We start from the raw sequence: 26,429 nt of genomic DNA, 5'->3' as shown, positions 1-26,429 counted from the left end.
AGCGGCCGTATTTTTCAGGCGATGACGGGACACGAACATGACTGAGCAGACAGCCCGTACTCAGGCGAGGGGAGTGTTGCTCCCACTCGCACTAGCGCAATTCATCTGCAGCTTCGCTGGCTCGAACATGAACGTGATGATCAACGACATGAGCAAGGATCTCGACACTACGGTGCAGGGGATCCAAGTTGCGATCACCATCTTCCTGCTGGTCATGGCCGCGCTGATGATCCCCGGTGGCAAGCTCACCGACCGATATGGTCGCAAGCCGCTGTTCCTTCTCGGGCTCATTATCTATGGCGTCGGCGCACTCATCAGTGCAATCGCACCGGGACTGCCGGTACTGATCCTGGGCAACTCCATCCTTGAGGGTATCGGCACCGCGCTCCTCATCCCGCCGGTCTACATCCTGACCACCATGCTGTTCCACGATCTAGGCTCCCGTGCCAAGGCGTTCGGCGCGATCAGCGCGATGGGCGGCATCGGATCCGCGGCCGGCCCTTTGATCGGTGGCCTGATCACGTCGGCAATCAGTTGGCGTGCGGCGTTCGTCTTCCAGGCCCTCATTATCGTGGTGATCGCGCTGCTCAGCCGCAGCCTCAAGGATCCCCTTCCCCCGGATCCAACCCGTGAGTTCGACGTGCGGGGAGCGGTCCTCTCTGCCGGGGGCCTCATCCTGATCGTCATGGGTATCCTGGCCGCAGATAACAGCCTCTGGTTGATGCTCATCCTGCTCGCCTCCGGCGGGCTGGTGCTGGTGGGCTTCTTCGTGTCGGTGCGGGCGAAGGAGCGCTCAGGTCACGAACCCCTGCTGTCGCTCAGCCTGTTCCGCAACCGCACGTCGAACCTTGGGTTGATCACGCAGAACGCCCAATGGCTGATGCTGCTGGGATTCTCCTTCGTGGTCGCCAGCTTCCTGCAGGTGGTGCGCGGCTATAACGCCATCGAGACCGGCGTGATCTTCACTGCGGCAACGGTTGGCCTGCTGGCGTCGTCGCTGGCTGCCGGGCCCTTGTCGAAGAAGTTTGCCCAGCGGACGCTCATCATCTCTGGTTTTGTGCTCACGATCGCCGGTATGCTGCTCGGTCTCGTGATCGTGCAGGGCACCCAGGGCGCCTGGGCATTCGCGCCAGGTTTGCTGCTCACCGGCCTGGGTGTCGGCTTGATGCTCACCCCCTCGGTGAACGTGGTGCAGTCTAGTTTTGCGGAGTCCAAGCAGGGCGAGATCTCAGGGCTGTCCCGAAGCGTCTCCAACCTGGGCTCCTCCCTCGGGACGGCGATCGCCGGTACCATCCTCGTAGCCGGTATCGCGACTACTCCCGGCCAAAACTATGCGATCTCGACGATTGTTCTGGCTGCTGTGGGACTCATCGGCCTTGTCGCGGCGCTGTTCATCCCACGCAAGATTCCGTCGCCGGTCGAGGAAGCGACGAGATGACCCCAGTCTGAATCCTGGTCGGTACTTTGCCGTGCCGCCATGATCAAGGCCATAGGCGGGATTACACTGGCGGCATGATCGGACGGGAGGCCCATGGGCGCGGCCCGGAGCAGGGGTCGACGCGAGCCACGATCCGGTTGACCAAGAATGTGACTGCGGTGACGGTGGCCGCCCTGCTCATGGCCGGCTGTACCAGCGGGCCGGTCGACGGCCCGCATCCCGGCGGTCCGACCGGAGCGGCACCCACAGCGGAGTTTGCCGGGCCGGGCGCGGGAGGGAGCGGCAGGGACGGGAGCGGTGCAGAAGCGCGTGGCACGGAGGGGAGTGGCGCCGCGGGGGAGGCACCGCCGTCGTCCTCCGGAATGGACCCCGCCCCGGAGGTGACAGCCGGAGCAGGTCCGGACTGCCCGGCGAGGCGCTGCGCCACCGTGGCGATGACGGGCGATCTGCTGCTGCATGAAGCGCTCTGGGAGCAAGCGGCCGCAGATGCGCGGCGGACCGGCAAGCGGGGCTTGGACTTCGAACCCATCCTGGCCGCACAGCAGCAATACCTGGACACAGCCGACCTTGCGATCTGCCAGTTGGAAACGCCGCTGGCGGACGAAGACGGCCCGTATTCCGGATACCCGGCGTTCAATGCACCGCCGCAGATCCTCGACGCCGCGACCGCCGTTGGCTACGACGCCTGCACCACCGCCAGCAACCACACGTTCGACTACGGCACCGCCGGCTTGGAACGGACGTTGGCCTCGCTCGACGCCCGCGGCCTGGAGCACACCGGATCCTATCGCAGCGAAGCCGAGTCCGGCGACGTGCTGATCCTGGACACTCCGGCCGCGCGCGTCGCCGTTATTACCGGCGCGTTCTCGCTGAACGGACTGGTGCCGGACGCCCTTTGGCAGGTGGACATGCTGGATCCCCAGGCCATGATTGCCAAGGCCAAACAGGCACGGGCGGGCGGCGCGGAGATCGTACTGGGCGCAATCCATGCGGGCAACGAATACACGAACTATGCCAACGCGCAACAACTGCAGGCTGCCCATGCCTTGGCCGACAGCGGCGAGTTCTCGCTGATTTACGGGCACCACAGCCACTCGGTCCAGCCGATGGAACGCTACAACGGAACCTGGATTGTCTACGGGCTGGGCAACACGATCGCAGCGCACGCAACGCCCAACATCCTTAATACCGAGGGCGTGATGGTCCGCGCGCAGTTTGCCCAGCGGGACGACGGCGGTGCTTGGGAGGTGGCGAGGCTTGACTGGCTGCCCGCAACGTTCGCCGGACCGGAGCATCGCTGGTGTCCGGTCTCATCCGATGCCCTGGAGGCAGCGGCGGAGTCTGGGGAGTGGTGCGTCTCCAAAGAGGCGGATGCGGCCAGTCGGGAACGGACCAGGGCGACCGTCGAGTCGATGGGCGCCGCCGGGGACGTCGCCCACGAATGGCTGCTCGGCGACGAGTGAGGACCTGCGGGCAGGGGTGGGGGCCCGTGCTCGCCCGAGCGCCTCAGCGGGGCCGCGCCGCCGCGTCGGTCCGGGCCTCTGCCTCGTGTGGAATGTCCAACGGCACATCGTTAAAGCTGCCATAGCGCCGTTCTGCTGCGTGCCGGATTAAATAATCCGCGACGGCAGGGTTCTTGGGCAGCAGGGATCCATGCAGGTAAGTGGCAATGACGTTGCGGTAACGGGCGCCTTCGGTGCCGTCCGTGCCGTTGTTGCCGTCGCCCTTGGTGACCCGGCCGAACGGTTGGACCTCGGCGCCCAGTGTGGTCAGGCCGCTGTGGTTCTCGTACCCGATGACGGTGCCGAACTCGTCGCTTTCCAGCACGGTGTTGCCGATCAGTCGGGTGGGCCCGCCAACGGTTTCGGCATCCAAGAGCCCGATGCCGGTGATCACCTCGCCGGTGTGGGTGGTGAACCGGTGGCCGAACAGTTGGTACAGGCCGCACACGGCGAGCATCGGCAGGCCGTCGTCGGCCAGGTCGCGGAGCCGGCCGCCCTGGGCAAGCAGGTCGGCCTGGATCTTGTTCTGGCCCGAGTCCTGGCCGCCGCCGCCCACCATCAGGTCAACCTGCTCGGGAAATTCGTCTCCGGGGTTGTACTCATGAAGCCGGACGTCATAGCCGCGCAGGGTCAGCCGCTTGCGCAGGACCAGGACGTTGCCCCAGTCGCCGTAAATGTTCATGTCCCGCGGGTACAACTGGAGGAGGTCGATCACGGGTGCGTCCATCAGGACACCACTTCCACTTCGGTCAGTTTGCCCAGCTCGCGCCGCAGCGCCAGCATGGCGGTGTAGGTGCAGTAGATGCGTTTGGGCGTATCGGGATCCTCGGCGATGAACCGGTGCAGCGAGGCCATGAGGTCGGTATCTACGCTACCCACGGGAACGTCCTCATAGAAGAGGCGCAGCCCCATGTCCTGTGCCCGGACACCGCTGACTTCGGCCACGCCCGTGTCGCGCAGCGAATCGAAGTCCACGTCCCAGAGCCAGGACATGTCCCGGCCATCGGCGTAGTTGTCGTTGATTGCAATCATGGTCCGGGAGCCCGCGGCCGGGAACGACTTCAGCGCGAGTCGGAAGCCGGCCGGGTTCTTCACCAGGACCAGATCCAGCGGCTGGCCGTTGACGGTGAGCGATTCGCCGCGCCCGAAGGCCGGGGTAACGTTTTCCAGCGAGGCCAGCAGGGCCGGTTCATCCACGGCGGGACCAAGCACGGTGCGGGCCAGCACCAGCGCCGCGGCGGCGTTGAACACGTTGTAGACGCCGGTCAGCTTCAGCTCAACCTCGATCCCGCGTCCGTCCACCTGGAAGGTGGCGGCGGAGCCTTCGCAGGCGGACAGCACGACGTCGGCACGCGGCCCCTCGGGCTGGCCTCCACCAGCTCCGGCGGCCTCGGCGCCGGGAACCTCGGCGGCGACGGCGTTCCGCATCTCGTCGTCATGCGGGAACATGTGGCGCAGCTGCGGAGCAAGGCCGAAGTATTCGACCCGGGGTGCCGTCACGGCGTTGGCCAGGGCCAGGATGCGCGGGTCTTCGCGGTTGAGCACCACGGCGTCGGTGGTGGCTGCGGCGATCTGGCGGAGGAATCCCGCCGTCGTCTCAATCTCGCCAAAGCGGTCCAACTGGTCCCGCATCACGTTGAGCAGCAGGCTGTAGCGCGGCTGAACCAGTTTGACGAAGTGCACGGCGTGGGCTTCGTCCAGTTCCAGCACCGCGATGTCCGCATCCAGCCGGCCGCGGGCGTCCGAATCGCCCAATACCGAAGCCACTACTCCGCGGGTGAAGTTGCTGCCGGTGCGGTTGGTGAACACGTTCATGCCCTGGCCCTGCAGCAGTTCCACCACCATTTTGGTGGTGGTGGTCTTGCCGTTCGTCCCGCTGATCACGACGACGCCGCGCGGCAGCTTGCCGAGCGTGCGGGGCAGGAACTGCGGATCGATTTTCTCGGCCACCAGGCCGGGCAGCGCGGAGCCGCCGCCGCGGAGCCTGGCTACCGCCTTCACGGCCTTTCCGGCAACGGTCGCAAGGAGGTGTCGCATGAGTAGAGACTATACAAGCCGCCGGCACCAGCCCGCCGACGAGCCCGCGGGCTGTGGCGTGCTGCACAGCAGCGGCCGGCGCGATTTAACACCGCAGGACCGGTTGGTATTACTGTTTTTCCGTACGGCCGCAACGCGCGCGGCCCGATACTGAATCCGAGGAACCTTCACCGTGGTCACGATTGGTGTGCTCGCCCTGCAGGGCGATGTCCGCGAACACATATCCGCCCTGGAACACAGCGGCGCCGCAACAATGCCGGTCCGCCGGCCGGGCGAACTGGACGCCGTGGACGGACTGGTCATACCCGGCGGGGAATCAACAACGATTGACAAGCTCACCCGGATCTTCGAGCTGGCCGATCCGCTGAAGAAACGGATCGAGGCCGGCATGCCCGTCTACGGTTCCTGCGCCGGCATGATCATGCTGGCCCAGGAAATCGCGGATCCCGCCACCGACCTCAAGGGCGAGGCCCAGCAGACGCTGGGCGGCCTGGACATTACGGTGCGGCGGAACGCCTTCGGCCGGCAGCGTGAGTCGTTTGAAACGGATCTGAACTTCCGCGGACTGGAGTTCAGTGCGCCGTCCCCGGACCAGGATCCGGCGCCCGTGCACGCCGTCTTCATCCGTGCCCCCTGGGTGGAACGGGTGGGCGAGGGCGTGGAAGTCCTGGCCACGGTGGAACCCGCGTCCCACGGGGCTTTGCACGGGACAGCTAGAATTGTGGCAGTGCGTTCGCGGCATATGCTGGCGACTTCTTTCCACCCGGAAGTGACGGGGGAGCGCCGCATCCACGAACTATTCATCCGCATCGTCAGAGGAGAGGCCTAAGCATGTCCGGACACTCTAAGTGGGCGACCACCAAGCACAAGAAGGCCGTGATCGACGCCCGGCGCGCGAAGTCGTTTGCGAAGCTGATCAAGAACATTGAGGTGGCAGCCCGCGCCGGCGGCGCCGACATGTCCGGGAACCCCGGGCTGGAACTGGCCGTCCAGAAGGCCAAGAAGACGTCGGTTCCCAACGACAACATCGACCGCGCCATCAAGCGCGGCGCCGGCCTCACCGGCGAAATCATCGATTACACCGAAATCATCTACGAAGCCCGCGGTCCGCAGGGCTCCGCCGTGCTGATTGAGTGCCTGACCGACAACAAGAACCGCGCCGCCTCCGAGGTCCGCCTGGCCATCACCCGCAACGGCGGCACGGTGGCCGACCCCGGTTCGGTCTCCTACATGTTCGCCCGCAAGGGCGTGGTGTCCTTGCCCAAAAACGAGCTCACCGAGGACGACCTGCTGATGGCCGTGCTGGATGCCGGCGCGGAGGAAGTCAAGGAACAAGGCGAAAACTTCGAGGTCCACTCCGACCCCACCGACCTGCGCGGCGTGGTGGCCGGCTTGGAAGAAGCCGGCATCGAGTACGAAACGGATGAAATCGAGTTCGTCTCCTCGATGGCCGTGGAGCTCGACGCCGACGCCGCGCGGAAGTTCCTGAAGCTGGTCGACGCACTGGAGGACCTGGACGACGTGCAGAACGTCTACTCCAACGCCGATATCAGCCAGGACGTCCTCGCTGAACTCGAGAACGACTGACACCGGTCAGAGGGTCGGCAACCGCCTTGCGCGTACTGGGCGTGGACCCCGGCCTGACCCGGTGCGGCCTGGGCGTGGTCGACGTCGAGCCGAACCGCCGCTCCACCCTGGTGGAAGTGGGCGTCGTCGGGACCACTCCTGACATGCCGCTGGAACTGCGCCTGCTGAAGATCGCAGAGACCATCGACGAATGGCTTGATGCGCACGCACCGGACGTGCTCGCCGTCGAACGCGTCTTCAGCCAGACGAACGTCAGCACCGTGATGGGCACGGCGCAGGCCTCCGGTGTGGTGATGACTGCAGCAGCGCGGCGGGGGATTGCCGTCGCGCTGCACACGCCCACTGAGGTGAAAGCCGCGGTCACCGGCAACGGCCAAGCGGACAAGGCCGCCGTGACCAAAATGGTGACCCGGATCCTCCGGCTGGACACCCCGCCGCGTCCGGCCGACGCCGCGGATGCGCTGGCGTTGGCGATCACTCACGCGTGGCGCGGCGGCGCTGCGAAGCCGGCCACGGGCGGCGGCATGACGACTGCCCAGAAGCTGTGGGCGGAAGCCGAAGCCAAGGCCAGGCGCAACCGCCGCTGAGCTGCCCGGAACGGCACGGCACGAAGGGTGCCAAGGGGTGTGGCGGTTGCCGGTAATGTCGGCGCCGCCACGTAAGCTATTCGTAAATATGTTCGGACAATCCCTCCCGCGCTCCGGTCCGGAAGGCGGCGTCCGGGCAGCAGCCAGTGCCGGGAAGTGGGAGTTGGATCATGATTAGCTCGTTGCGCGGCGTCGTCGCCCATGTGGGGTTGAACTCGGCCGTGATCGACGTCAACGGGTTCGGCATGCTCGTCCAGGCGACGCCGCAGACCCTTGGCACGCTGTTCATCGGACGGGAAGCCCAACTGGCCACCACCATGATTGTGCGCGAAGACTCCATGACGCTCTATGGGTTCGAGGACGCAGCGCAGCGCGAAGTCTTCGAGACCCTCATCTCGGTCAGCGGCGTCGGCCCGCGGCTGGGCCTGGCGGCATTGTCGGTGCACTCGCCCGAAGCCCTGCGGATTGCCGCCGCGGACGGCGACAACAAGGCGTTCAGCAAGGTGCCCGGCATCGGCCCGAAGCTTGCCGGCAGGATCGTGCTGGAACTGGCCGGCAAGCTGGTGCCCACCGGCGAGGTGGCTCCGCAGCAGGCGGCTGGTTGGAAAGGCCAGGTGCAGCAGGCGCTCTCCGGCCTGGGCTGGTCGGACAAGGACGCCGCGGCGGCCGTGGACACGACCGCCGACGAGAATCCGGAGGCGGCTGCGGCCGGCCATGTGGGCGACTTGCTGAGGCTAACGCTGCGGCGGCTTGGCCAGGACGGTGCCCGGACCGGCTCGGCCCGGCGGACCGCGGGAGTGAAGTAGCGTGCCCGAGGACGCCGGGGAGAGCCGGCTGGTCTCCACCGCGTCGGAGGCCGAAGAGCGGGCCGTCGAATCGGCGCTGCGGCCCAAGAACCTGGATGATTTCGTAGGCCAGGCGAGAGTCCGGCAGCAGTTGTCGCTGGTGCTGGAAGCCTCCCGGATTCGCGAGCGGACGGCCGACCACGTCCTGCTGTCCGGTCCGCCCGGGCTGGGCAAGACCACGCTGGCCATGATTATCGCCGCGGAAATGAATGCGCCGCTCCGGATCAGCTCCGGTCCGGCGATTCAGCACGCCGGCGATTTGGCGGCGATTCTGTCCTCGTTGACCGAAGGGGAAATCCTCTTCCTCGATGAGATCCACCGGATGTCGCGTCCGGCAGAGGAAATGCTGTACATGGCCATGGAAGACTTCCGGGTGGACATCGTGGTGGGCAAGGGCGCCGGCGCCACAGCCATCCCCCTTGATCTGCCGCCGTTCACCCTCGTCGGAGCCACCACCCGGGCCGGGCTGCTTCCGGGTCCGCTGCGCGACCGGTTCGGGTTCACCGGGCACTTGGAGTTCTACGCCGTCGAAGAACTGGAATTGGTGCTTCGCCGTTCGGCGATGCTTCTGGACCTGAAGGTGAGTTCCGCAGGGTTTGCCGAGATCGCCGGCCGCTCCCGTGGCACGCCCCGCATCGCCAACCGTTTGCTCCGCCGGGTCCGGGACTGGGCCTTGGTGCACAAGATCGACGAAATCGATTTCCGTGCCGCAGCGGCTGCGCTGGACATGTACGAGGTCGACGAGCGAGGCCTGGACCGGCTGGACCGCTCGGTGCTGACCGCACTGATCACCAAGTTCGGTGGCGGCCCGGTGGGGCTGTCCACGCTGGCCATTGCCGTCGGTGAGGAAACCGAGACGGTGGAGACCGTGGCCGAACCGTACTTGGTCCGGGAAGGGCTGCTGGGCCGGACGCCACGCGGGCGGATCGCCACTGCCGCCGCCTGGCAGCATCTGGGGCTGGCGGTGCCGGATCATCTGGCCGCAGGGCAGACCGGTGACCTGCTCGCGGAACTGCTGGAACCGGACACGGATTTCGCCGATAACTGAAGAAACCGTGTAAGCGTGGTCACCGCGTAGAATGGTAGGAACGTGCGGAGTGCGCCGTTCCTTAAGGAACCCGGCAGGCTGCGTATACGGTCCGGAATCTCCTGCCGGTCCGCCCAGACTTCTAGGACGGAAATTTCCTGTGTTCGTAAATCTCTTCGCTGCTACCAATACTCAGCAGCAGTCCGGCGGTGGCATCGATGTGATGACCATCGGCCTGTTCGCTGTTTTTGCACTGCTGATCTTCTTCATGTTCCGCAAGCAGAAGAAGGTACAGGCCCAGATGCGCGAAAAGACTGAGCGTCTCAAGGAACAGATGGTTCCCGGCACCGAGGTCATGACCCAGTTCGGTCTCTTCGGCACCGTCGTTTCCGTCGACGCCGACAATAACAAGGTGGTCCTCGAACTGTCTCCGGGCAACACCGCCACGGTGCACACGCAGGCCGTTAACGAAGTGGTGACGCCGGAGGCCCCCGAGGTGCCGGACGATGCCTCCTCGCTGACCGCGGAGCAGGCCGACCGGCCGGAGGAAACCGCCGAGGAGACCCTGAAGCGCCTCAATGAAGAGCAGAACAAAGACACCAAGTAGGCCAGCGACGGCTTAGCCGCATCGGCGTGCAGTGGCGGGGCATGCCCCCGCCACTTCGCCGTGTACCGGCCGGTTCCGCCGGCCGCCTGAGTCGATGAGAGAAAGATCTTCCATGGCACGATCCGGTTCCACCAGCGTTGCTCGGCGGACACTTATATGGCTCGGTGTGCTGCTTGCCGCCGGTACCGTCATCCTTGGCAGCGGTGTCTTCACCAACCAAGCGAGCTGGGCGCCAAAGTTGGCGCTCGACCTTGAGGGCGGCACCCAGATGATCCTGGCCCCGAAGGTCCAGGGCGCCGGGGGCGAAATCACCGGCGAGCAGCTGAACCAAGCCGTGGAGATCATTCGCCAGCGCGTTGACGGCTCCGGCGTGGCAGAAGCGGAGATCACCACGCAGTCCGGGCGCAATGTGGTGGTCAGTCTGCCGGGCATCCCGGACCAGCGCACCCGCGAACTGATCCAGGCGTCGGCCGACATGGAATTCCGGCCGGTCCTGACCTCTGCCTCGGGTGCGGCTGTTCCCGAAGCAGAGCGGACCCCGACGAAGGATATTCCGAAACCGACGGCCAAGCCGGAGAACTCCAGCGACCCGAATTGGATCACTCCCGAGCTCTATCAGGAATTTGAAGCACTCGAGTGCCTTGACCCGGCCGCTGCGGCAGACGAAACCCAGCCTGCCGACCCGGCCAAGCCGATGGTGGCCTGTGAACCGGACACCGGAATGAAGTACATTCTCGGCCCGGTGGAAGTACCTGGCACCGATATCTCCGATTCAAGCTTCGGCCAGACCCGCGGCCAGCAGGGACAGACCCTGAACCAGTGGGCAGTCAACATCGAGTTCAACGGCGAAGGCACCCGGACTTTCAAGGCCGTCACAGAGCGGCTGTTTGGACTCTCTGGAGCCCGGAATCAATTCGCCATTGTGCTGGACGGCAAGGTCATCTCCGCACCGACGACCAACGCCGTCATCCCGGATGGCAAGCCGCAGATCACTGGCAACTTCACCGAAGAGTCTGCGCGCGGCCTTTCCGAACAGCTGAAGTACGGCGCGCTGCCGATCAGCTTCGAGATCCAAAGCGAGCAGCAGATTTCCGCCACGCTCGGCGCAGACCAGTTGCGGATGGGCCTTATCGCCGGCGTTATCGGTTTGGTGCTGGTAGCGGGCTATTCACTCTTCCAGTACCGGGCGCTCGGCTTCGTCACGATCGCGTCGCTGGTAGTGGCGGGTCTCATCACCTATCTGGCGATTGCGATTTTGGGCTGGACCGAAAACTACCGGCTTTCGCTGGCCGGTGTCGCCGGCCTGATCGTGGCCATCGGCCAGACTGCCGACTCGTTCATCGTCTACTTCGAACGTATCCGCGATGAGTTGCGCGAGGGCCGGGGCCTGGTGTCCGCGGTGGACAACGGCTGGAAGCGTGCCCGGCAGACAGTGTTGGCCTCCAAGGCAGTCAACCTGTTGGCCGCCGTCGTGCTCTACTTTGTGGCCGTAGGCAACGTGCGAGGTTTCGCCTTCACGCTCGGCCTGACCGCGGTGGCCGACCTTTTGGTGGTCTTCCTCTTCACCCACCCGACCATGGTGCTGCTGGCAAAGACTAAGTTCTTCGGCGAGGGCCACCGGTTCTCCGGCTTGGATCCGCGCTTGCTGGGCGCGGTGCCGCTGTACCGAGGGGCTGGACGCGTCCGCCAGCCGGGCGAACGCACAGCTCCGGTCCGCGCCAAGAACACCGCGGCAGCTGCCGAAGCGGGCCGCCGCCAGACCATCGCCGAACGCCGAGCGGCCGAGAAGCAGCAGGCGACCAGCGGCGCCGGCCGCGGCGCCAACAAGGAGAGCAACTAATGGCCAACTTTGCTAAGTGGGGTAACGACCTCTACACCGGCAAGCGCTCCTATGACTTTGTCGGCAAGTACAAGATCTGGTTCGGCATCGCCATCGTCGGCATTCTTCTGTCCATCGTGGTGCCGTTCGTCAAGGGCGGCTTCAACCTGGGCATTGATTTCCGCGGCGGTTCCGAATTCACCGTCTCCAACGTTCAGAACACCGACGCCGGACCCGGCGAAGCTGCCGTGGCCAAGGTCGCCGCGGAGGCGGACCCCCGGGTGACCAACATCGCGCCGGGTACCATGCGGATCCAGACCGAACGACTGGACGACGAACAGACTCTGCAACTGCGCGATGAGCTGGTTGGCGCCTACGGCGTGCAGGCCAACGAAGTGACCTCCTCGTACGTCGGCCCCACCTGGGGCGCGGACGTGACCCGGCAGGCGCTCTGGGGTCTGGTGGTGTTCGTTGTGCTGGCAGCCTTCATGATGGCGCTGTACTTCCGGACCTGGAAGATGTCCATCTCCGCGCTCAGCGGGCTCGTGGTGGTGCTGGTCCTGACCGCCGGCATCTACTCACTCAGCGATTTTGAGGTCACGCCCTCGGCGATCATCGGGTTCCTGACCATTCTGGGGTATTCCCTGTACGACACCGTGGTGGTGTTCGACAAGATCCGCGAGAATACGAAGGACTTGGACAAGTCCACCAGGCGGACGTTCGCGGAGGAGGTCAACCTCGCCGTGAACCAGACCCTGGTCCGGTCCATCAACACCTCGGTGGTGGCGGTCCTGCCGGTTGCCGCGATTCTGTTCATCGGCGCGTTCGTCTTGGGTGCCGGAACGCTGAAGGACCTGTCGCTGGCGCTGTTCATCGGCATCATCATCGGCGCCGCCACCACCATCTTCATCGCTGCGCCGATGTACGCACTCATCCGGGCGAAGGAACCGGCGCTGGTCAAGCAGGCCCAGCGGGTGGAAGAACGACGCCGCAACGAGGCCGTCACCGTCTGACACGGCTCTGCGGCCGTCGCCGTCTGACGCAACTCCGGGTGCCCGGGCAGCATCAGCGGGCATAGACTAGACGTTGCGGAACAGCGTTGAGTTGGTGCTGCTGCTGGCGGGCGGAATAATCGGCGCCAGCGGCAAGGCCAGGACAAGTCGGAAAGGCGGGCAGGATTGGCCGAGAACCTCAGGTCGACAGAGCAGGCCAGTGATAGCGGCACGAAGCCGGATCCTGGTTCCTCTGTGGTGCCTGCGGCCAAGGATGCCCCGGGCACTGCACCGGTCCGCCATGCTTTCCCAGGCCGTCGGGAACGCACCATGTCCCGGCTGGCCCGGTTGGCCGGCAGAGGTGGATCCGGCTATTCGCCGATCCTCGAGCCGCTGTTGCGCACCGTGCGGGCGAACAATCCGCGCGAGGACTTCGATCTAATCCAGCGCGCCTTCGTTGTGGCGGAGCGCAGCCACCGCGGCCAGAAGCGCAAGAGCGGCGATCCTTACATCACGCATCCGGTGGCCGTGGCCACCATTCTGGCCGAACTGGGCATGACCGGCACGACTCTGGCCGCCGCGCTGCTTCACGACACCGTCGAGGATACGGAATACACCCTCGACATGCTGAAGAAAGAGTTCGGCCCAGAGGTGGCCATGCTGGTGGACGGCGTCACCAAGCTGGACAAGGTGCAGTTCGGTGATGCGGCCCAGTCGGAGACCGTGCGCAAGATGGTTGTGGCGATGGCCAAGGACATCCGCGTCCTGGTGATCAAACTGGCCGACCGGCTGCACAATGCCCGTACCTGGCGCTTCGTGTCCCCGGAGTCTTCCGCCAAAAAGGCCCGCGAGACTCTGGAGATCTTCGCGCCGCTGGCCCACCGGCTGGGCATGAACACCATCAAGTGGGAGTTGGAAGACCTTTCGTTCGCGGCCCTGCATCCCAAGGTCTATGAGGAGATCGTGCGGATGGTGGGGGAGCGCACCCCCGAACGCGAGAAGTACCTGACCACCCTGCGCACCAAGATCGGCGATGATCTGCGCGCGGTCAAGATCAAGGCCACGATCACCGGCCGGCCGAAGCACTACTACTCCATCTATCAGAAGATGATTGTGCGGGGTAAGGACTTCGACGACATCCACGACCTGATGGGCATCCGCGTGCTGGTGGACACCGTCCGCGACTGCTACGCAGCGCTGGGCGCCCTGCATTCGCGGTGGAACCCGCTGCCCGGGCGGTTCAAAGATTACATCGCCATGCCCAAGTTCAATATGTACCAGTCGCTGCACACCACGGTGATCGGCCCGGGCGGCAAGCCGGTAGAAATCCAGATCCGCACCCACGAGATGCACCGCCGCGCCGAGTATGGCGTTGCGGCGCACTGGAAGTACAAGGACATTGCCCGCGGCGGCACGGCCGACGGCGGCGACATGGGTTGGCTCCGGAGCCTGGTCGATTGGCAGCAGGAAACCAGCGATCCGGCCGAGTTCTTGGACTCCCTCCGGTTTGAAATTAATGCCAAGGAAGTCTTCGTCTTCACCCCCAAGGGCGAAGTCATGGCGCTGCCGGCTGGATCAACGCCGGTGGACTTTGCCTACGCGGTGCATACCGAGGTGGGCCATCGCACCATCGGCGCCCGGGTCAACGGCAAACTGGTACCGCTCAACAGCGAGCTCAACCACGGCGACTGGGTGGAGATTTTCACCTCCAAGGCGGAGGGCGCCGGCCCGAGCCAGGACTGGCAGGGCTTCGTCAAGAGCCCGCGGGCGCGGAACAAGATCCGTCAGTGGTTCACCAAGGAGCGTCGCGAAGAGGCGATCGAAAAGGGCAAGGAACATCTCACCCGCGCCATGCGGAAGCAGAACCTGCCGCTGCAGAAGATGATGACGCACGACGCGCTGATGTCGGTGGCGCAGGAAATGCACCACGCAGATGTGTCTGCGTTGTACGCCGCGGTTGGCGACGGCCATACGTCCGCGCAAAACGTCATCGAGCACCTGGTTGGCTTGCTCGGCGGGCAGGAAGCGGTCGAGGAAACCGAGCCGTCCATTTCGACGGTGGTCAAGCGCCCCAAGCATCCGGACTCCGGCGTCACAGTGGTTGGCGTAGGCGATGTCTGGGTCAAGCTGGCCCGGTGCTGTACCCCGGTACCGCCGGATCCGATCGTCGGGTTCGTCACGCGGGGTTCAGGCGTCTCCGTGCACCGTTCCGACTGCCGCAACGTGGCGGAGCTGCGGGAAAGCCCCGACCGCATAGTCAACGTCGCCTGGGCGCCCACCCAGTCCAGCGTGTTCCTGGTGGAGATCCAGGTGGAGGCGCTGGACCGCAAGAGCCTGCTCTCCGACGTCACCCGCGTGCTGGCCGAGAACCACGTCAACATCCTCTCCGCGACGGTGCACACCTCGAGCGACAGGCTGGCCATATCGCGGTTCTCCTTCGAGATGGGCGATCCGAAGTACCTGAGCCACGTCCTCAGTGCCGTCCGGCGCATCGACGGCGTGTACGACGTGTACCGCACCTCGGGGTCGCAGCGCCGCTGACTGAGCCCTACCGCTGACTGACCCCTACCGCTGAAGCTTGCCCTCGCCCGTGCCTGGTGGAGCTTCCGGCTACGGATCCGCGTCCATCGCCGCGCCGATACGCTGCAGCGCCCGGGCTTTGCCCGGCAGTCTAGGTCTGGCCTCGATCGCCTGCCGAATGACGTCCAGCTGGCAACCGAGCCCCTTGGCTCCGGCCAGTGCAGTCAGGACGCGGACCGCATCCGGTTCCGGAGCATGCAATGCCACGTCCAGTGCGGTCCTCAGCGGGGTACTGACCGGGACGCCGCCGATGGTCACAGTATCCAAGGGGCCCAGCGTCACTTCATGGATCAGGGCCGGGCGATAGCGTCCCTGCGAGATTGCCCGATGCCGGTGGTCCAGCAGTACCGAGAGCTTTTCGGGTTCCGGGGCGCAGCCGTAAACCCACGCCGCCGTCAACCTGCCCAGCACCACCTTCCGACGGACCTGCTCGGGCAGGCTGAAGAAGGCGGCAGCCGCGCGGTGCCTGGGCGTGATCTGGTCCCATGGCAACGCAAACCCCGAGCCATAGACGTTGACCAACAGGCCGTCCAGCCGCATGCACTCGAGTTCGCTGCGACTGAACGGGTGCCCGGGGCGCAGTACCGCCGGCTGAGCTTGCGCCGCTGCAGCCGGCGAGGCAGGGGAAAGGTGAAGGACCATGCCAGCCAGCATGCCAAACGGCACCCGACAGCCGGAGGGGCCGGGAGCGCTTTGTGGAAAGCGTTCCCGGCCCCTCCGGTTGTGTAGCTTAGCTGCTAGGAGAAGTCTTCGGCCGAGCGCTGAAGGGTGTCCAGCCACTGGCGGCGTGCCTCCAGGGCCTCGCGTGCCGCGGCGATCCGCCGCTGGTCTCCGGCTCGTTCGGCCTGTGCCAGATCATCCTCGAGCCCGGCAATCGCGGACTCGAGCTGGGACAGCGCGCTGTTGGTACGGGCCTTGGTTTCCGGGTTCGTCCGTCGCCAGTGGTCATCCTCGGCAGACTTGACGGCATCCTCGACCTTGCGCAGGCCGGCGTCGATCCGCTGCATGTCACCGCGGGGTACCTTCCCGGCTTCCTCCCAGCGATCGCGGATCGACTGCAGGGACTTCTTGGCCGCGGCCAGGTCGGTCACGGGCAGCAGCGCCTGCGCCTCGGCTACCAGCGCCTCCTTGACCGCCAAGTTGGCGGAGAACTCCTGGTCGATCGCCTCATTGGCAGACTGGCGCGCCGCGAAGAACTTGTCCTGGGCTGCACGGAACCTGGTCCACAGGGCGTCATCATCCTTGCGGCTAGCGCGCTTGGAAGCCTTCCAGTCGTCCATCAGCTTGCGGTACTCGGCGGCAGTGTGGCCCCAGTCGGTCGAGCTGGAGAGCTCTTCCGCCCGGGCGATCAAGGCTTCCTTGGCAGCCTTGGCCGCAGCGTTGTCGCTGTCCAGCTGGCTGAAGAATGCGCGGCGGTGCCGGTCGAAGACCGTGCGGGCCGAGCGGAATCGCTTCCAGAGTGCGTCCTCGGTGCTGCGCCCCAGCCGGACGCCGTTCTTTTGGGCGGATTTCCAAGCGTCGAAGAGCTCGTTCATGCGGGCGCTGCTGGTCTTCCACTGCACGGATGACGGTTCCTTGCCCGCAATCTCCTCGGCTTCGGCGACGATGGCCTCGCGGGCAGCCAGTTCAGCCGCCCGCTGGGCCTCCTGGCCGGCCTTCTCGGCCTTCTGCAGTTCGCTGATGGCAGTGCCCAGTGCCTCCAGCCGGGCCTCCAAGGCGGGAATGTCGCCCACCATGTGGCGCTCGGCCGTCTGGGCCTTCAGATGCTCCAGCGTCTTGTGCATGTCAGTGGACGGGGCTTTGGCTTCCACGCGCTGTTCCAGCAGTGCCGCCTGGGCTGCGACGTCGTCATACTTGCGCACGAAGTAGGCCAGCGCCTCGTCTTTGCTGGTGTCCGGATACTGTCCGACCGGGTGTTCCTGACCGTCGATCAGCAGGAACACATGGCCGTCGTCGGTTACCCGGGCCCATTTGGACGCCTCGGACAACGGTGTGGAGGCGACCGCCGGGGCCGGGATGACTTGCTGCGCCGGAGCGCCAGCAGCACTCTTTCCGGGCATGGCGGCCGGCGTCGGCTTCGGTCCGGGCATGGGCTTCGGTGTCGGCTTGGCGGCCGGGCTCGGGGCCTCGGCGGAAGCTTCGGGGACAGCCGGTGCCGCATTAGCGGATGCCTGCTGTTCGGCGGCAGAGGCTTCCGGCGCCACAGGAGTGCCTGCTTCCTGGGCCTGCTCGGACTGCTCAGCCTGAAGCTGCTCAGCGGGGGCCTGCTCAGTAGAGGCCTGCTCGGTAGAGGCCTGCTCGGCCCGATCTGCCTCAGCCTGGGCCTGCTCGGTTTGTTCAACCGGCGCCTGTTCGGCCTCGCCTGCCTCAGCGGGGACGTGCTCGGTAGAGGCCTGCTCGGCCTGTTCAGCCGGGGCCTGCTCGGTCTGCTCAGCCGGCGCCTGCTCAACCTGTGCCGGAGCGGCCGCGACCTGTTCGGTCTCGGTGGCTTGAGCTGTTTCGTCGGATTGTTGACTAGGTGTCACCGCTAGAACTCTTTCGCTTGTGTCCGGGGCCGCCTGTTCTGGCGGCACCGTCGTGGTGTTGGGTTCACTGAAGGGTGAACGACTTTATCGTTACCGGTATTTTAGGCGGGCCGTCCTGGCTATTGGCATCCTCGACGCCGCCGGCCGCAATCTGCTCGATCACGTCCAGCCCTTCGGTTACCTTACCCATAATCGTGTAGCCGCCGGTATCCTGCGGGATCGTCGAATCTTTCCACGCAATGAAGAATTGCGTCCCGTTGCTGTACGTGCTCGCACCGCGGGCGACGGCGATGGTGCCTGCCGGGTAGACGCCGTCCTCGGGCGTGTTCTCCACCGGTCCCCACTGGTATTCCGGATCGCCGCTGCCAGCGCCGTCCACGGAACCGCACTGGAGCACGCCCATGCTGGTGGCCGTGGTGAGCCGGTGGCAGGTCTTGCCCTCGAAGAACCCGTCCTTCGCCAAGGTGCTGAAGACCGCCGTCGCCTGGGGAGCAGCCTTGCCATCCAATTCCACGCCGATGTCGCCCTCGTTGGTCGCGATGGTGCCGCTGAAAACCTTGCCCGCGGCGACCTCGGGCGAGGGGATGTGGGCTGCGTTGACGGAGGACGACGGCGAAGGCACGGCTGCGGGGTCCTCGAGGCCTTGGCGGACCTGTTCCATTTGGGACGGGGTGGGGTTCGCGGCGAAGACGGTCAGCTGGACGGCCACGGCACCGGCTATCAAGGCCGCGATGGCCACACCGGCGGCAATGTTGTCCCGCTTGCGCCGCGCCAGCTGCTGCCGGCGCAGGTCGCGCTTGGCTTCCATCCGGGCAATACGACGCCGGGCTTCGCGGTCCGGACTGTTCCGTGCCAATGCTCCTCCTGGTCTACGCTGACTGGGTCCGCCCCGCCGGCGGGACCGCACCGGCAGGGCGGTTTGGTTCCGCTGCCGTTGCAGGCCTTAAAATGGTCCAGCAGCCAGTTTAGCGATTCAGTGCCGCTGCGCGGTCGCCGGCTTCAGAACGACCAGCCCTTCTTGACCCCTCATCTACTAGGAGATACGTCCGTATGGCACGCAAGGCCTCGCTGTCAGGCTTCCCGGAATGGCTTCCGCAGGAGAGGCTCGTGGAACTTCATGTGCTGGATTCCCTGCGCCGGACTTTTGAGCTGCACGGCTTCTCCTCCATCGAGACGCGCGCCGTCGAAACCGTGGCCCAGCTGCTGCGCAAGGGCGAGATTGATAAAGAGGTCTACGGGCTGCACCGGCTGCAGGCCGACGAAGCCGAAGGCAAGAACGAGGACAAGCTGGCGCTGCACTTCGACCTCACCGTGCCGTTCGCTCGTTACGTGGTGGAGAACGCGGGCCACCTGGCCTTCCCGTTCCGCCGTTACCAGATCCAGAAGGTCTGGCGCGGGGAGCGCCCGCAGGAAGGCCGCGCCCGGGAGTTCACCCAGGCGGACATCGACGTGGTGGGCGACGGCGAGCTGCCGTTCCGCTACGACGTGGAACTGGCGCTGGTGATCGTCGAGGCCCTCAGCGCGCTGCCCATCCCGGACTTCAAGCTGCGCGTGAACAACCGCAAGCTCGCCGAGGGCTTCTACCGTGGCATCGGCCTGACCGATACCGCCGGTGTCCTGCGCAGCATCGACAAGCTGGAGAAGATCGGCCCCGAAAAGGTGGCCGCGCTGCTGCAGGAAGAACTCGGGGCCACCGACGAACAGGCGCAGGCTGCGCTGAAGCTGGCCTCCATCCGCACCGAAGACACCTCTTTCGTGGACCAGGTGCGTGCCCTCGGCGTCGAGCACGAACTGCTGGAGACCGGCCTGGCCGAGCTGCAGGAAGTCATCGGCGAGGCGCACCGACGGGCCCCCGGCAAGGTGATGGCCGACCTGAGCATCGCCCGCGGACTGGACTACTACACCGGCACCGTCTACGAAACCGTGCTCGTGGGCCACGAGCAGCTCGGCTCCATCTGCTCCGGCGGCCGGTACGACGCGCTGGCCACCAAGGGCAACCGCACGTTCCCCGGCGTCGGGCTGTCCATCGGCGTGACCCGGCTCGTGATGCGGATTCTGGGCCAGGAGTTCGCCACCGCATCGCGGCATGTCCCGACGGCGGTGCTGGTCACCTTGGCGAACGAGGACAGCTGGTCGCAGGCCCAGGACGTGGCCGGCCAGCTGCGCGAACGCGGCATCAGCGTGGAAGTGGCCGCCAAGGCGGACAAGTTCGGTAAACAGATCAAGTACGCTGACCGCCGCGGCATCCCGTTCGTCTGGTTCACCTCGGTGGCAGAGGACGGCACCCACAGCCACGAAGTGAAGGACATCCGTTCCGGAGACCAGCACGCTGCCGATCCTTCCAGCTGGGCGCCGCCGGCCGAGGACTTGGTTCCGCAGGTCACCGCCGCCGCCCACTGACCCCGGGCTTCGCCGGCCTCGCTTAGCCGGCCGCCCCTGCTGCCGCCGCACGCACGTCGGCAGCAGGGGCGGCCCGGTGGGTCGCTCCGCTTGAGTTCCGGGGCCCGGCGGGCCGCGACGGCCGAAGCTGTCGTTGCTTAGGCGCCGGGCCGACGGCGAACCGGCGCCAGGGCGGCGCGGCCGATCACGCCGGCGCCGAGGACCGCCACCATGAGCACCACCGAAGTGACCGGCAGGGTGAACGCCAGCAGCAGGCAACCGACCAGCCCGGCAACGTTCAGCAGCTTCGGCGCATGCCACGGTCTCTCGTCCAAGGTCAGGGCCGCGGCATTGGCGACGCTGTAGTAGATCAGCACCCCGAAGCTGGAGAAGCTCACCACGGCCAGCACGTCCTGGGTGAGCAGCAGGAAAATGACGACGGCGGCGACCACCAGTTCCGCAGCCCACGGTACCTTGAAGCGCGTGCCCACCTTGTTGAACACCCGGGGCAGGTCGCCTTCCCGGGCCATGGCAAAGGTGGTCCGGCCGACGCCGGCGATCAAAGCCAGCAGTGCGCCCAGGCTCGCTGCGGCGGCGGCGATGGCGATGGCGGTGGTGCCCACGCCGCCGCCGACCTCTTCCATTACCGCGTGCAGCGGGGCTGCGGTCATCGCCAGTAGTTCCGGTCCCAGGTAGCGCAGCAGGCCCAGTCCGATCAGCACGTAAAGCACGAACGTGATGAGCAGGGCGGAGAAGATGGCCAGCGGAATAAGCTTTTTTGGTTCGCGGATTTCTTCGCCCATGGTCGCAATCCTTGCGTAGCCGGCGAACGCGAAGAAGAACAGCCCGGCGGCCTGCAGAACTCCGTACGGGGAAACTTCGGTCGCCGTTGCCGGGCCGCCGATGGGATCGGCGTCGAACGCCACCACGACCACGAAAACCAGAATGGCGGCCACGAATGCCACGATCCAGCGGGTCACCCAGGCGGTCCTCGTGATGCCTAGCAGGTTGACCGAGGTCAGCACCACCACCGCGGCCACCGCGGCGGCGGTGGCATAGTCGGGGAAAACGTAGATGCCGAAGGTCAGCGCCATGGCCGCACAGGAGGCAATTTTGCCGGTGACGAAACTCCAGCCGGCCAGGAAGCCGGGCCATTCGCCCAAGCGCTTCCGGCCGTAGATGTAAGCGCCGCCGCTGGTGGGATAGACGCTGGCCAGTTGCGCCGTGGCGCTGGCATTGCAGTAGGCCACGATGCCGGCGATGGCCAGCGCCAGCGGCAGCCAAGGCCCGGCGGCAGCGGCCGCGGGGGTGAAGACGACGAAGACGCCCGCGCCGATCATGGAGCCAACGCCCACCGTGGTGGCGTCCACCCCGCCCAGCCGGCGTTCCAGCGATGATTCACTACTCACAGATGCCACAGCTCCTTGCTGCGGGCCCGCGGGGGCTCCGGCCCACCGGGCCGCTCGGGCCGCATGGCCGGAGAACAGGTCCGGGGCGCCGCGTGATCAACGGTAAACTCGTGTACGTCTCCACTAACCATAGCCGTACCCCGCCGCCGCACCAGGTGAACAACAGCGGGCGGACAGCTGAGCAATTCGTTCTACCGGAAGGACTGTTGTGCTGCGCACACACGACCTCGGCACCCTCAGGGCCGACCACATCGGACAAACCGTTACCCTCGCCGGCTGGGTGGCCCGCCGCCGCGACCACGGTGGTGTGGCCTTCCTGGATCTGCGCGATGCCTCCGGTGTGGCCCAGGTGGTGGTCCGGGAAGAGGATGTCTTCCATGCGCTGCGCAACGAATATGTGCTGCAGATCAAAGGCACCGTGGAGAAGCGCCCCGAGGGCAACGAAAACCCGGGCCTTGCCAGCGGTGAGATAGAGGTCATCGCGGAGGACGTCGTCGTTCTCAATACCGCCGACCCGCTGCCGTTCCAGGTGGACGAGCACGTGGAGGTGGGCGAGGAAGCCAGGCTCAAGCACCGCTACCTGGACCTGCGCCGGCCCGGCCCGTCGAAGGCGCTGCGGTTGCGCTCGGAGGTCAACCGGACGGCTCGCGAACTGCTGCACGCCGACGGATTCGTGGAGATCGAAACCCCGACGCTGACCCGGTCGACGCCGGAAGGTGCCCGCGACTTCCTGGTGCCGGCACGCCTGGCCCCGGGGTCCTGGTACGCGCTGCCGCAGTCCCCGCAGCTGTTCAAGCAGTTGCTGCAGGTGGGCGGCTTCGAGAAGTACTACCAGATTGCCCGCTGCTACCGCGACGAGGACTTCCGCGCGGACCGCCAGCCGGAGTTCACCCAGCTGGACATTGAGGCCAGCTTCGTGGACCAGGACGACATCATCGCGCTGGGCGAGCGGATCGTGCAGGCGCTGTGGCGGCTGATCGGCGTCGAGATCAGCACCCCGATCGCCCGGATGACCTACGCCGAGGCGATGCACAAGTACGGTTCGGACAAGCCGGACCTGCGGTTCGGCCAGGAGCTCACCGAGCTGACCGACTTCTTCAAGGACACCACCTTCCGCGTCTTCCAGGCCCCTTACGTGGGCGCCGTGGTGATGCCCGGCGGCGCCTCGCAGGCCCGCCGCACACTGGATGCCTGGCAGGAATGGGCCAAGCAGCGCGGCGCCAAGGGCCTGGCCTACGTGCTGGTCCAGGAGGATGGCGAGCTGACCGGCCCGGTGGCCAAGAACCTCACCGACTTCGAGCGCGAGAACCTCGCGGGCACCGTCGGCGCCAAGCCCGGTGACTGCATCTTCTTCGCCGCCGGCGACCGCTCCGCCTCCCGCGCCCTGCTCGGCGCGGCCCGGGTGGAAATCGGGCACCGCACCGGACTGATCAAGGACGGCGACTGGGCCTTCGTGTGGATCGTGGACGCGCCGATGTTCGAGCCGGCCGAAGCCGCCGTGGCTTCCGGCGACGTGGCCGTCGGCTCCGGCAAGTGGACGGCCGTGCACCACGCCTTCACCTCGCCCAAGCCGGAGTTCATGGACACCTTCGACACCGATCCGGAGTCGGCGCTGTCCTATGCCTACGACATTGTCTGCAACGGCAACGAGATCGGCGGCGGCTCCATCCGTATCCACAAGCGCGACCTGCAGGAGCGCGTGTTCAAGGTGATGGGGCTGGACAAGGAGTCGGCGCAGACCAAGTTCGGCTTCCTGCTGGAAGGCTTCAAGTACGGCGCCCCGCCGCACGGCGGCATCGCGTTCGGCTGGGACCGCGTGGTGGCGTTGCTGGCCGGCGAGGATTCAATCCGCGAGGTCATCGCCTTCCCGAAGACCGGCGGCGGCTACGATCCGCTGACCGCCGCTCCGGCCGCGATCACGCCGCAGCAGCGCAAGGAAGCGGGCGTGGACGCCAAGCCCCAACCCAAGGACCCGGCCAAGGACTCCGCCACGGAGCCGGCCAAGGAGCCAGCCAAGGAGCCGGAGGCCAAGTAACCCGGCATCAGCCGGCATCGCATTCGGCACTGACGGACGACGGCGGGCGCGCACCTCTTGTGGTGCGCGCCCGCTGTGCTGTCTGCTGGGGGCATGACTACGGACACCGGCGCCGACGGTGCGATCGTGCCTGCGAATGAAGCATCGTGGGGAGACCTGCAGACAGTGCTGGGTGTCCGCGGCGAGGCGTCCCGCTGTCAGTGCCAGTGGTTCCAGACCCCTGCGGCCCAATGGCGGGAGGAGCATGTGGAGGAACGGGCCTTCCGGCTCCGGGCCGAGACCGCGTGTGGTAATCCGGCGGCCGATTCCACCAGCGGCCTGGTTGCCTATCTGGACGGTGAGCCGGCGGGTTGGTGTGCGGTGGAACCGCGGACGGCTTACCGGCGCTTGCGGACCAGCCGGGTGGTGTGGGCCGGCCGCGACGAGGATCCGGACGACGGCACCGTCTGGGCGGCGGTCTGCTTTGTGACCCGGACGGGCTTCCGGCGCCGCGGCATCAGCCGGGCGCTGGCCGCGGCCGTGCCGGCTTGGGCACAGGACAACGGTGCCCGCGCCATCGAGGGGTATCCGCTGATCCCGAAGCCCGGGCAGGAAATGACGTGGGGCGAACTCTACGTTGGCAGCCGCAGCATCTTCGCCGCGGCCGGTTTCCGCGAAGTCAGCCGCCCGACCGCCCGCCGGGCCGTGATGCGGATCGACTTCGGGCAATAAACCGTGCGGCACCCTTGCCGTGGGGATGTGGGCAGTACCCCGGCAGCGCAGGCAGGGCCGCGCGCTGGGCCGCGCGCCGGGGCGGGCACAGGCGGGGCCGCTGGAGCAGGGCAGATGAACGGATAGCCTTGACGGTGTGAGTGATTTGTTCAGTGCAGCCGCGGACGACGACGAAGACTACGACGGCGGGGGCGACGGCCACGGTGCAGCGTCCGGCGACGGCGGCGGATCCACCCGTCCGCGCAGCCCGCTGGCGGTTCGAATGCGGCCGCGCACGCTGGATGACGTGGTGGGCCAGCAGCACCTGCTCCAGCCCGGTTCGCCGCTGCGCCTGCTGGCGGCCGGCGGCGCGGCCACCGGGCCGGCGGGACCGTCGTCGGTCATGCTCTGGGGTCCGCCCGGCACCGGCAAGACCACGCTGGCGCACGTGATCGCCCGCGGCCCGGGCCGCAAGTTTGTGGAGCTCTCCGCCATCACCGCCGGCGTCAAGGACGTGCGCCGCGTGATGGACGAGGCGCTGACCGCCCGCGACCTGCACCGCACCACCACGGTGCTGTTCCTGGACGAGATCCACCGTTTCAACAAGGCACAGCAGGACGCGCTGCTGCCCGGCGTCGAAAACCGCTGGGTGGTGCTGGTCGCCGCCACCACGGAGAACCCGTCGTTCTCGGTGGTCTCGCCGCTGCTGTCCCGTTCGCTGTTGCTGACCCTGAAACCGCTGACCGCCGACGACATTGAGCAGTTGCTGGTCCGCGCGGTACAGGACGAGCGCGGGCTGGCCGGCCGCGTGGAGCTGAGCGAGGAGGCACTGGAACACCTGGTCCGGCTGGCCGCCGGCGACGCCCGCCGCGGCCTGACCTCGCTGGAGGCCGCCGCGGGCGTGGCCTGGGGCGAATCCGGCGGGGAAGGCAAAGACGGGGCCCCGGTCCGGGTGGAGCTCAGCCACGCCGAGCGCGCCACGGACCGAGCCGCCTTGCGCTACGACAAGGCGGGGGACCAGCACTACGACATCACCAGTGCCTTCATCAAATCCATGCGCGGCTCCGACGTTGATGCCGCGCTGCACTACATGGCGCGGATGCTGGAGGCGGGGGAGGACCCGCGCTTCGTGGCGCGCCGGATCATGGTCCACGCCTCCGAGGACGTGGGGATGGCCGATCCCACGGCGTTGCAGACCGCGGTGGCCGCCGCCCAGGCCGTCCAGCTGATCGGCATGCCCGAGGCCCGGCTGGTGCTGGCCCAGGCCGTGGTCCACATTGCCACCGCGCCGAAGTCGCCGGCCTGCCACGACGCGATCAACGCCGCCGTGGCGGACGTCCGGGCTGGGCGCGGCCAAGGGGTTCCGGTCCACCTGCGCGACTCCCACTACTCGGGGGCCAAGGGGATGGGCCATGGCAAGGGCTACGTGTATTCGCACGACGCCCCGCACGGGATCGCCACCCAGCAGTACGCGCCGGACGACCTGGTGGGCCGGAACTACTACGAACCCACCACGAACGGCGCCGAACGGGAGATCTCGGCCCGGGTGGAGCGGCTGCGCAAGATCATCCGCGGATCCTAACGACGGCGGGGTCCCGGCCTTCGGGCGGCGCGCCGCTTCAGCCGCGGCGCGGCTTGGCGAAGTCCTCGGTGTCCAGGCTGATGGTGAACGGGCCCGAGTTCACCAGTTCCACCTCCATCATGGCGCCGAAGACGCCGGTCTCAACCTGGGCGCCTAAGCCGCGCAGCGCGGCGACGAACTGTTCCAGCAGCGGCTCGCTGACGTCGCCGGGGGCGGCCGCGGACCAGGACGGCCGCCGGCCGCGCCGGGTATCGGCGTACAGCGTGAATTGGCTGACCACCAGCAGCGGGGCGCCGGCATCGGCGCAGGAGAGTTCGCCGTCCAGGATGCGCAGCCGCCAGATCTTCTCCGCCAGTAGCGCGGCGTCCTGGGCGGTGTCGGAATGGGTGGCACCCACTAGAACCACCAGGCCGGGGCCGGACAGGGCACCCAATACCGTGCCGTCGACGCTGACGCTGGCGCGGCTGGCGCGCTGCAGAATGGCTCGCATCCAGCCAGCCTAGACGTGGCAGGGCGAGCGGCCGGCTGATGCTAGAATGGTTGGCTGACTGGCAAGCCGTTCTTGCGCCGTCGATCCCTAGGGCAATTCAGCGAAGGGGAGAAGCGTGCCCGGGACGGACTGTAGCTGAAGGTAGCGGTTGACCAACGCTCTCCGGGACTTGGAGGCCAGCAAACCATTGCACCCGCACATAACTGGAAGGACATCGTGGCTAACAACACACGAGCCCGCCGCAAGGTCCGCATTTCGCGTGCCCTTGGCATTGCCCTGACGCCCAAGGCTGAGAAGT

The 26,429-nt window shown here is 66.7% G+C and carries 22 protein-coding genes and 1 pseudogene; 16 read left to right on the top strand and 7 right to left on the bottom strand.

Translation table 11 applies throughout. The features are described from left to right. Positions 1–37 precede the first annotated feature (37 nt). Positions 38–1,438 (top strand): MFS transporter, encoded by a 1,401-nt coding sequence (locus tag AC5RWT_RS15645; RefSeq protein ID WP_494080954.1) that lies wholly within the window; start codon positions 38–40, stop codon positions 1,436–1,438. A gap of 74 nt (positions 1,439–1,512) precedes the next feature. Beyond that, positions 1,513–2,901 carry a CapA family protein gene (locus AC5RWT_RS15640; protein ID WP_494080953.1) on the top strand — a complete coding sequence of 463 codons (1,389 nt, stop codon included), beginning with the start codon at positions 1,513–1,515 and terminating at the stop codon, positions 2,899–2,901. Between the two features lie 43 nt (positions 2,902–2,944). On the opposite strand, the gene AC5RWT_RS15635 is transcribed toward AC5RWT_RS15640, so the two are convergent. Both AC5RWT_RS15635 and AC5RWT_RS15630 read right to left on the bottom strand, forming a co-directional pair. Continuing rightward, positions 2,945–3,667 (bottom strand): type 1 glutamine amidotransferase, encoded by a 723-nt coding sequence (locus tag AC5RWT_RS15635; protein WP_494080952.1) that lies wholly within the window; start codon positions 3,665–3,667, stop codon positions 2,945–2,947. Further along, the gene (locus AC5RWT_RS15630) at positions 3,667–4,977 is read right to left on the bottom strand and encodes a MurT ligase domain-containing protein (protein WP_494043678.1); all 1,311 of its coding nucleotides are present in this window, start codon (positions 4,975–4,977) and stop codon (positions 3,667–3,669) included. Before AC5RWT_RS15630 ends, AC5RWT_RS15635 begins: the two co-directional genes overlap by 1 nt. 154 nt (positions 4,978–5,131) lie before the next feature. Here AC5RWT_RS15630 and pdxT point away from each other — a divergent pair, with 154 nt between their 5' ends. The 9 genes from pdxT to AC5RWT_RS15585 all read left to right on the top strand — a co-directional run bounded on the left by pdxT (position 5,132) and on the right by AC5RWT_RS15585 (position 14,982). Continuing rightward, a complete protein-coding gene (gene pdxT / locus AC5RWT_RS15625; RefSeq protein ID WP_494080974.1) occupies positions 5,132–5,806 on the top strand; it encodes a pyridoxal 5'-phosphate synthase glutaminase subunit PdxT in 675 nt (224 codons plus the stop codon). 2 nt (positions 5,807–5,808) lie between these two features. Further along, complete coding sequence (locus AC5RWT_RS15620) at positions 5,809–6,564, top strand: YebC/PmpR family DNA-binding transcriptional regulator (RefSeq protein WP_494043679.1); 756 nt, start codon at positions 5,809–5,811, stop codon at positions 6,562–6,564. Between the two features lie 26 nt (positions 6,565–6,590). Further along, positions 6,591–7,151 carry a crossover junction endodeoxyribonuclease RuvC gene (gene ruvC, locus AC5RWT_RS15615; protein WP_494080951.1) on the top strand — a complete coding sequence of 187 codons (561 nt, stop codon included), beginning with the start codon at positions 6,591–6,593 and terminating at the stop codon, positions 7,149–7,151. A gap of 170 nt (positions 7,152–7,321) precedes the next feature. Next, positions 7,322–7,957 carry a Holliday junction branch migration protein RuvA gene (gene ruvA, locus AC5RWT_RS15610; protein WP_241912834.1) on the top strand — a complete coding sequence of 212 codons (636 nt, stop codon included), beginning with the start codon at positions 7,322–7,324 and terminating at the stop codon, positions 7,955–7,957. 1 nt (position 7,958) lies between these two features. Continuing rightward, entirely contained in the window at positions 7,959–9,044 is a 1,086-nt protein-coding gene (gene ruvB, locus AC5RWT_RS15605) for a Holliday junction branch migration DNA helicase RuvB (protein WP_494080950.1), read from the top strand. A gap of 139 nt (positions 9,045–9,183) precedes the next feature. Then, positions 9,184–9,630: a preprotein translocase subunit YajC gene (yajC, locus tag AC5RWT_RS15600; RefSeq protein ID WP_494043682.1), complete on the top strand. Its 447-nt coding sequence runs from the start codon at positions 9,184–9,186 to the stop codon at positions 9,628–9,630. A 112-nt stretch (positions 9,631–9,742) separates the two neighbouring features. Beyond that, positions 9,743–11,470: a protein translocase subunit SecD gene (secD, locus tag AC5RWT_RS15595; RefSeq protein ID WP_494043683.1), complete on the top strand. Its 1,728-nt coding sequence runs from the start codon at positions 9,743–9,745 to the stop codon at positions 11,468–11,470. Continuing rightward, complete coding sequence (gene secF, locus AC5RWT_RS15590) at positions 11,470–12,462, top strand: protein translocase subunit SecF (protein WP_494043684.1); 993 nt, start codon at positions 11,470–11,472, stop codon at positions 12,460–12,462. Before secD ends, secF begins: the two co-directional genes overlap by 1 nt. A 309-nt stretch (positions 12,463–12,771) precedes the next feature. Continuing rightward, complete coding sequence (locus AC5RWT_RS15585) at positions 12,772–14,982, top strand: RelA/SpoT family protein (protein WP_494080949.1); 2,211 nt, start codon at positions 12,772–12,774, stop codon at positions 14,980–14,982. A gap of 69 nt (positions 14,983–15,051) precedes the next feature. On the opposite strand, the gene AC5RWT_RS15580 is transcribed toward AC5RWT_RS15585, so the two are convergent. The 3 genes from AC5RWT_RS15580 to AC5RWT_RS15570 all read right to left on the bottom strand — a co-directional run bounded on the left by AC5RWT_RS15580 (position 15,052) and on the right by AC5RWT_RS15570 (position 18,402). Continuing rightward, entirely contained in the window at positions 15,052–15,663 is a 612-nt protein-coding gene (locus AC5RWT_RS15580) for a type IV toxin-antitoxin system AbiEi family antitoxin (protein ID WP_494043686.1), read from the bottom strand. Positions 15,664–15,758: 95 nt separating this feature from the next. Further along, positions 15,759–17,546 (bottom strand): DUF349 domain-containing protein, encoded by a 1,788-nt coding sequence (locus AC5RWT_RS15575; RefSeq protein ID WP_494080948.1) that lies wholly within the window; start codon positions 17,544–17,546, stop codon positions 15,759–15,761. Positions 17,547–17,610: 64 nt separating this feature from the next. Continuing rightward, positions 17,611–18,402 (bottom strand): peptidylprolyl isomerase, encoded by a 792-nt coding sequence (locus tag AC5RWT_RS15570; protein ID WP_494080947.1) that lies wholly within the window; start codon positions 18,400–18,402, stop codon positions 17,611–17,613. Positions 18,403–18,596: 194 nt separating this feature from the next. Between AC5RWT_RS15570 and hisS the strand changes: the two genes are divergently transcribed. Further along, positions 18,597–19,946: a histidine--tRNA ligase gene (gene hisS, locus AC5RWT_RS15565; RefSeq protein WP_494043689.1), complete on the top strand. Its 1,350-nt coding sequence runs from the start codon at positions 18,597–18,599 to the stop codon at positions 19,944–19,946. Between the two features lie 137 nt (positions 19,947–20,083). Here the strand turns inward: hisS and AC5RWT_RS15560 are convergent, their stop codons facing one another. After that, on the bottom strand, positions 20,084–21,334 hold the full coding sequence (locus AC5RWT_RS15560) for an APC family permease (protein WP_494080946.1): 1,251 nt from the start codon (positions 21,332–21,334) through the stop codon (positions 20,084–20,086). A gap of 208 nt (positions 21,335–21,542) precedes the next feature. Between AC5RWT_RS15560 and aspS the strand changes: the two genes are divergently transcribed. From aspS to AC5RWT_RS15545, 3 genes are all read left to right on the top strand, one after another. Beyond that, a complete protein-coding gene (aspS, locus tag AC5RWT_RS15555; RefSeq protein WP_494080945.1) occupies positions 21,543–23,369 on the top strand; it encodes an aspartate--tRNA ligase in 1,827 nt (608 codons plus the stop codon). 93 nt (positions 23,370–23,462) lie between these two features. Continuing rightward, a complete protein-coding gene (locus tag AC5RWT_RS15550; RefSeq protein WP_494080944.1) occupies positions 23,463–24,080 on the top strand; it encodes a GNAT family N-acetyltransferase in 618 nt (205 codons plus the stop codon). A gap of 136 nt (positions 24,081–24,216) precedes the next feature. Further along, on the top strand, positions 24,217–25,641 hold the full coding sequence (locus AC5RWT_RS15545) for a replication-associated recombination protein A (protein WP_494080943.1): 1,425 nt from the start codon (positions 24,217–24,219) through the stop codon (positions 25,639–25,641). 37 nt (positions 25,642–25,678) lie between these two features. Here the strand turns inward: AC5RWT_RS15545 and dtd are convergent, their stop codons facing one another. Next, positions 25,679–26,131 (bottom strand): D-aminoacyl-tRNA deacylase, encoded by a 453-nt coding sequence (gene dtd, locus AC5RWT_RS15540; RefSeq protein WP_494043694.1) that lies wholly within the window; start codon positions 26,129–26,131, stop codon positions 25,679–25,681. Positions 26,132–26,347: 216 nt separating this feature from the next. Between dtd and AC5RWT_RS15535 the strand changes: the two are divergent. Further along, a pseudogene (locus tag AC5RWT_RS15535) lies at positions 26,348–26,429 on the top strand (30S ribosomal protein S4); the annotation flags it as partial.

It is taken from the genome of Arthrobacter sp. Dra40, from assembly GCF_059091905.1.
The sequence above is the reverse complement of the archived record's forward strand: the minus strand, read 5'-3'. Positions and strand labels throughout refer to the sequence as shown.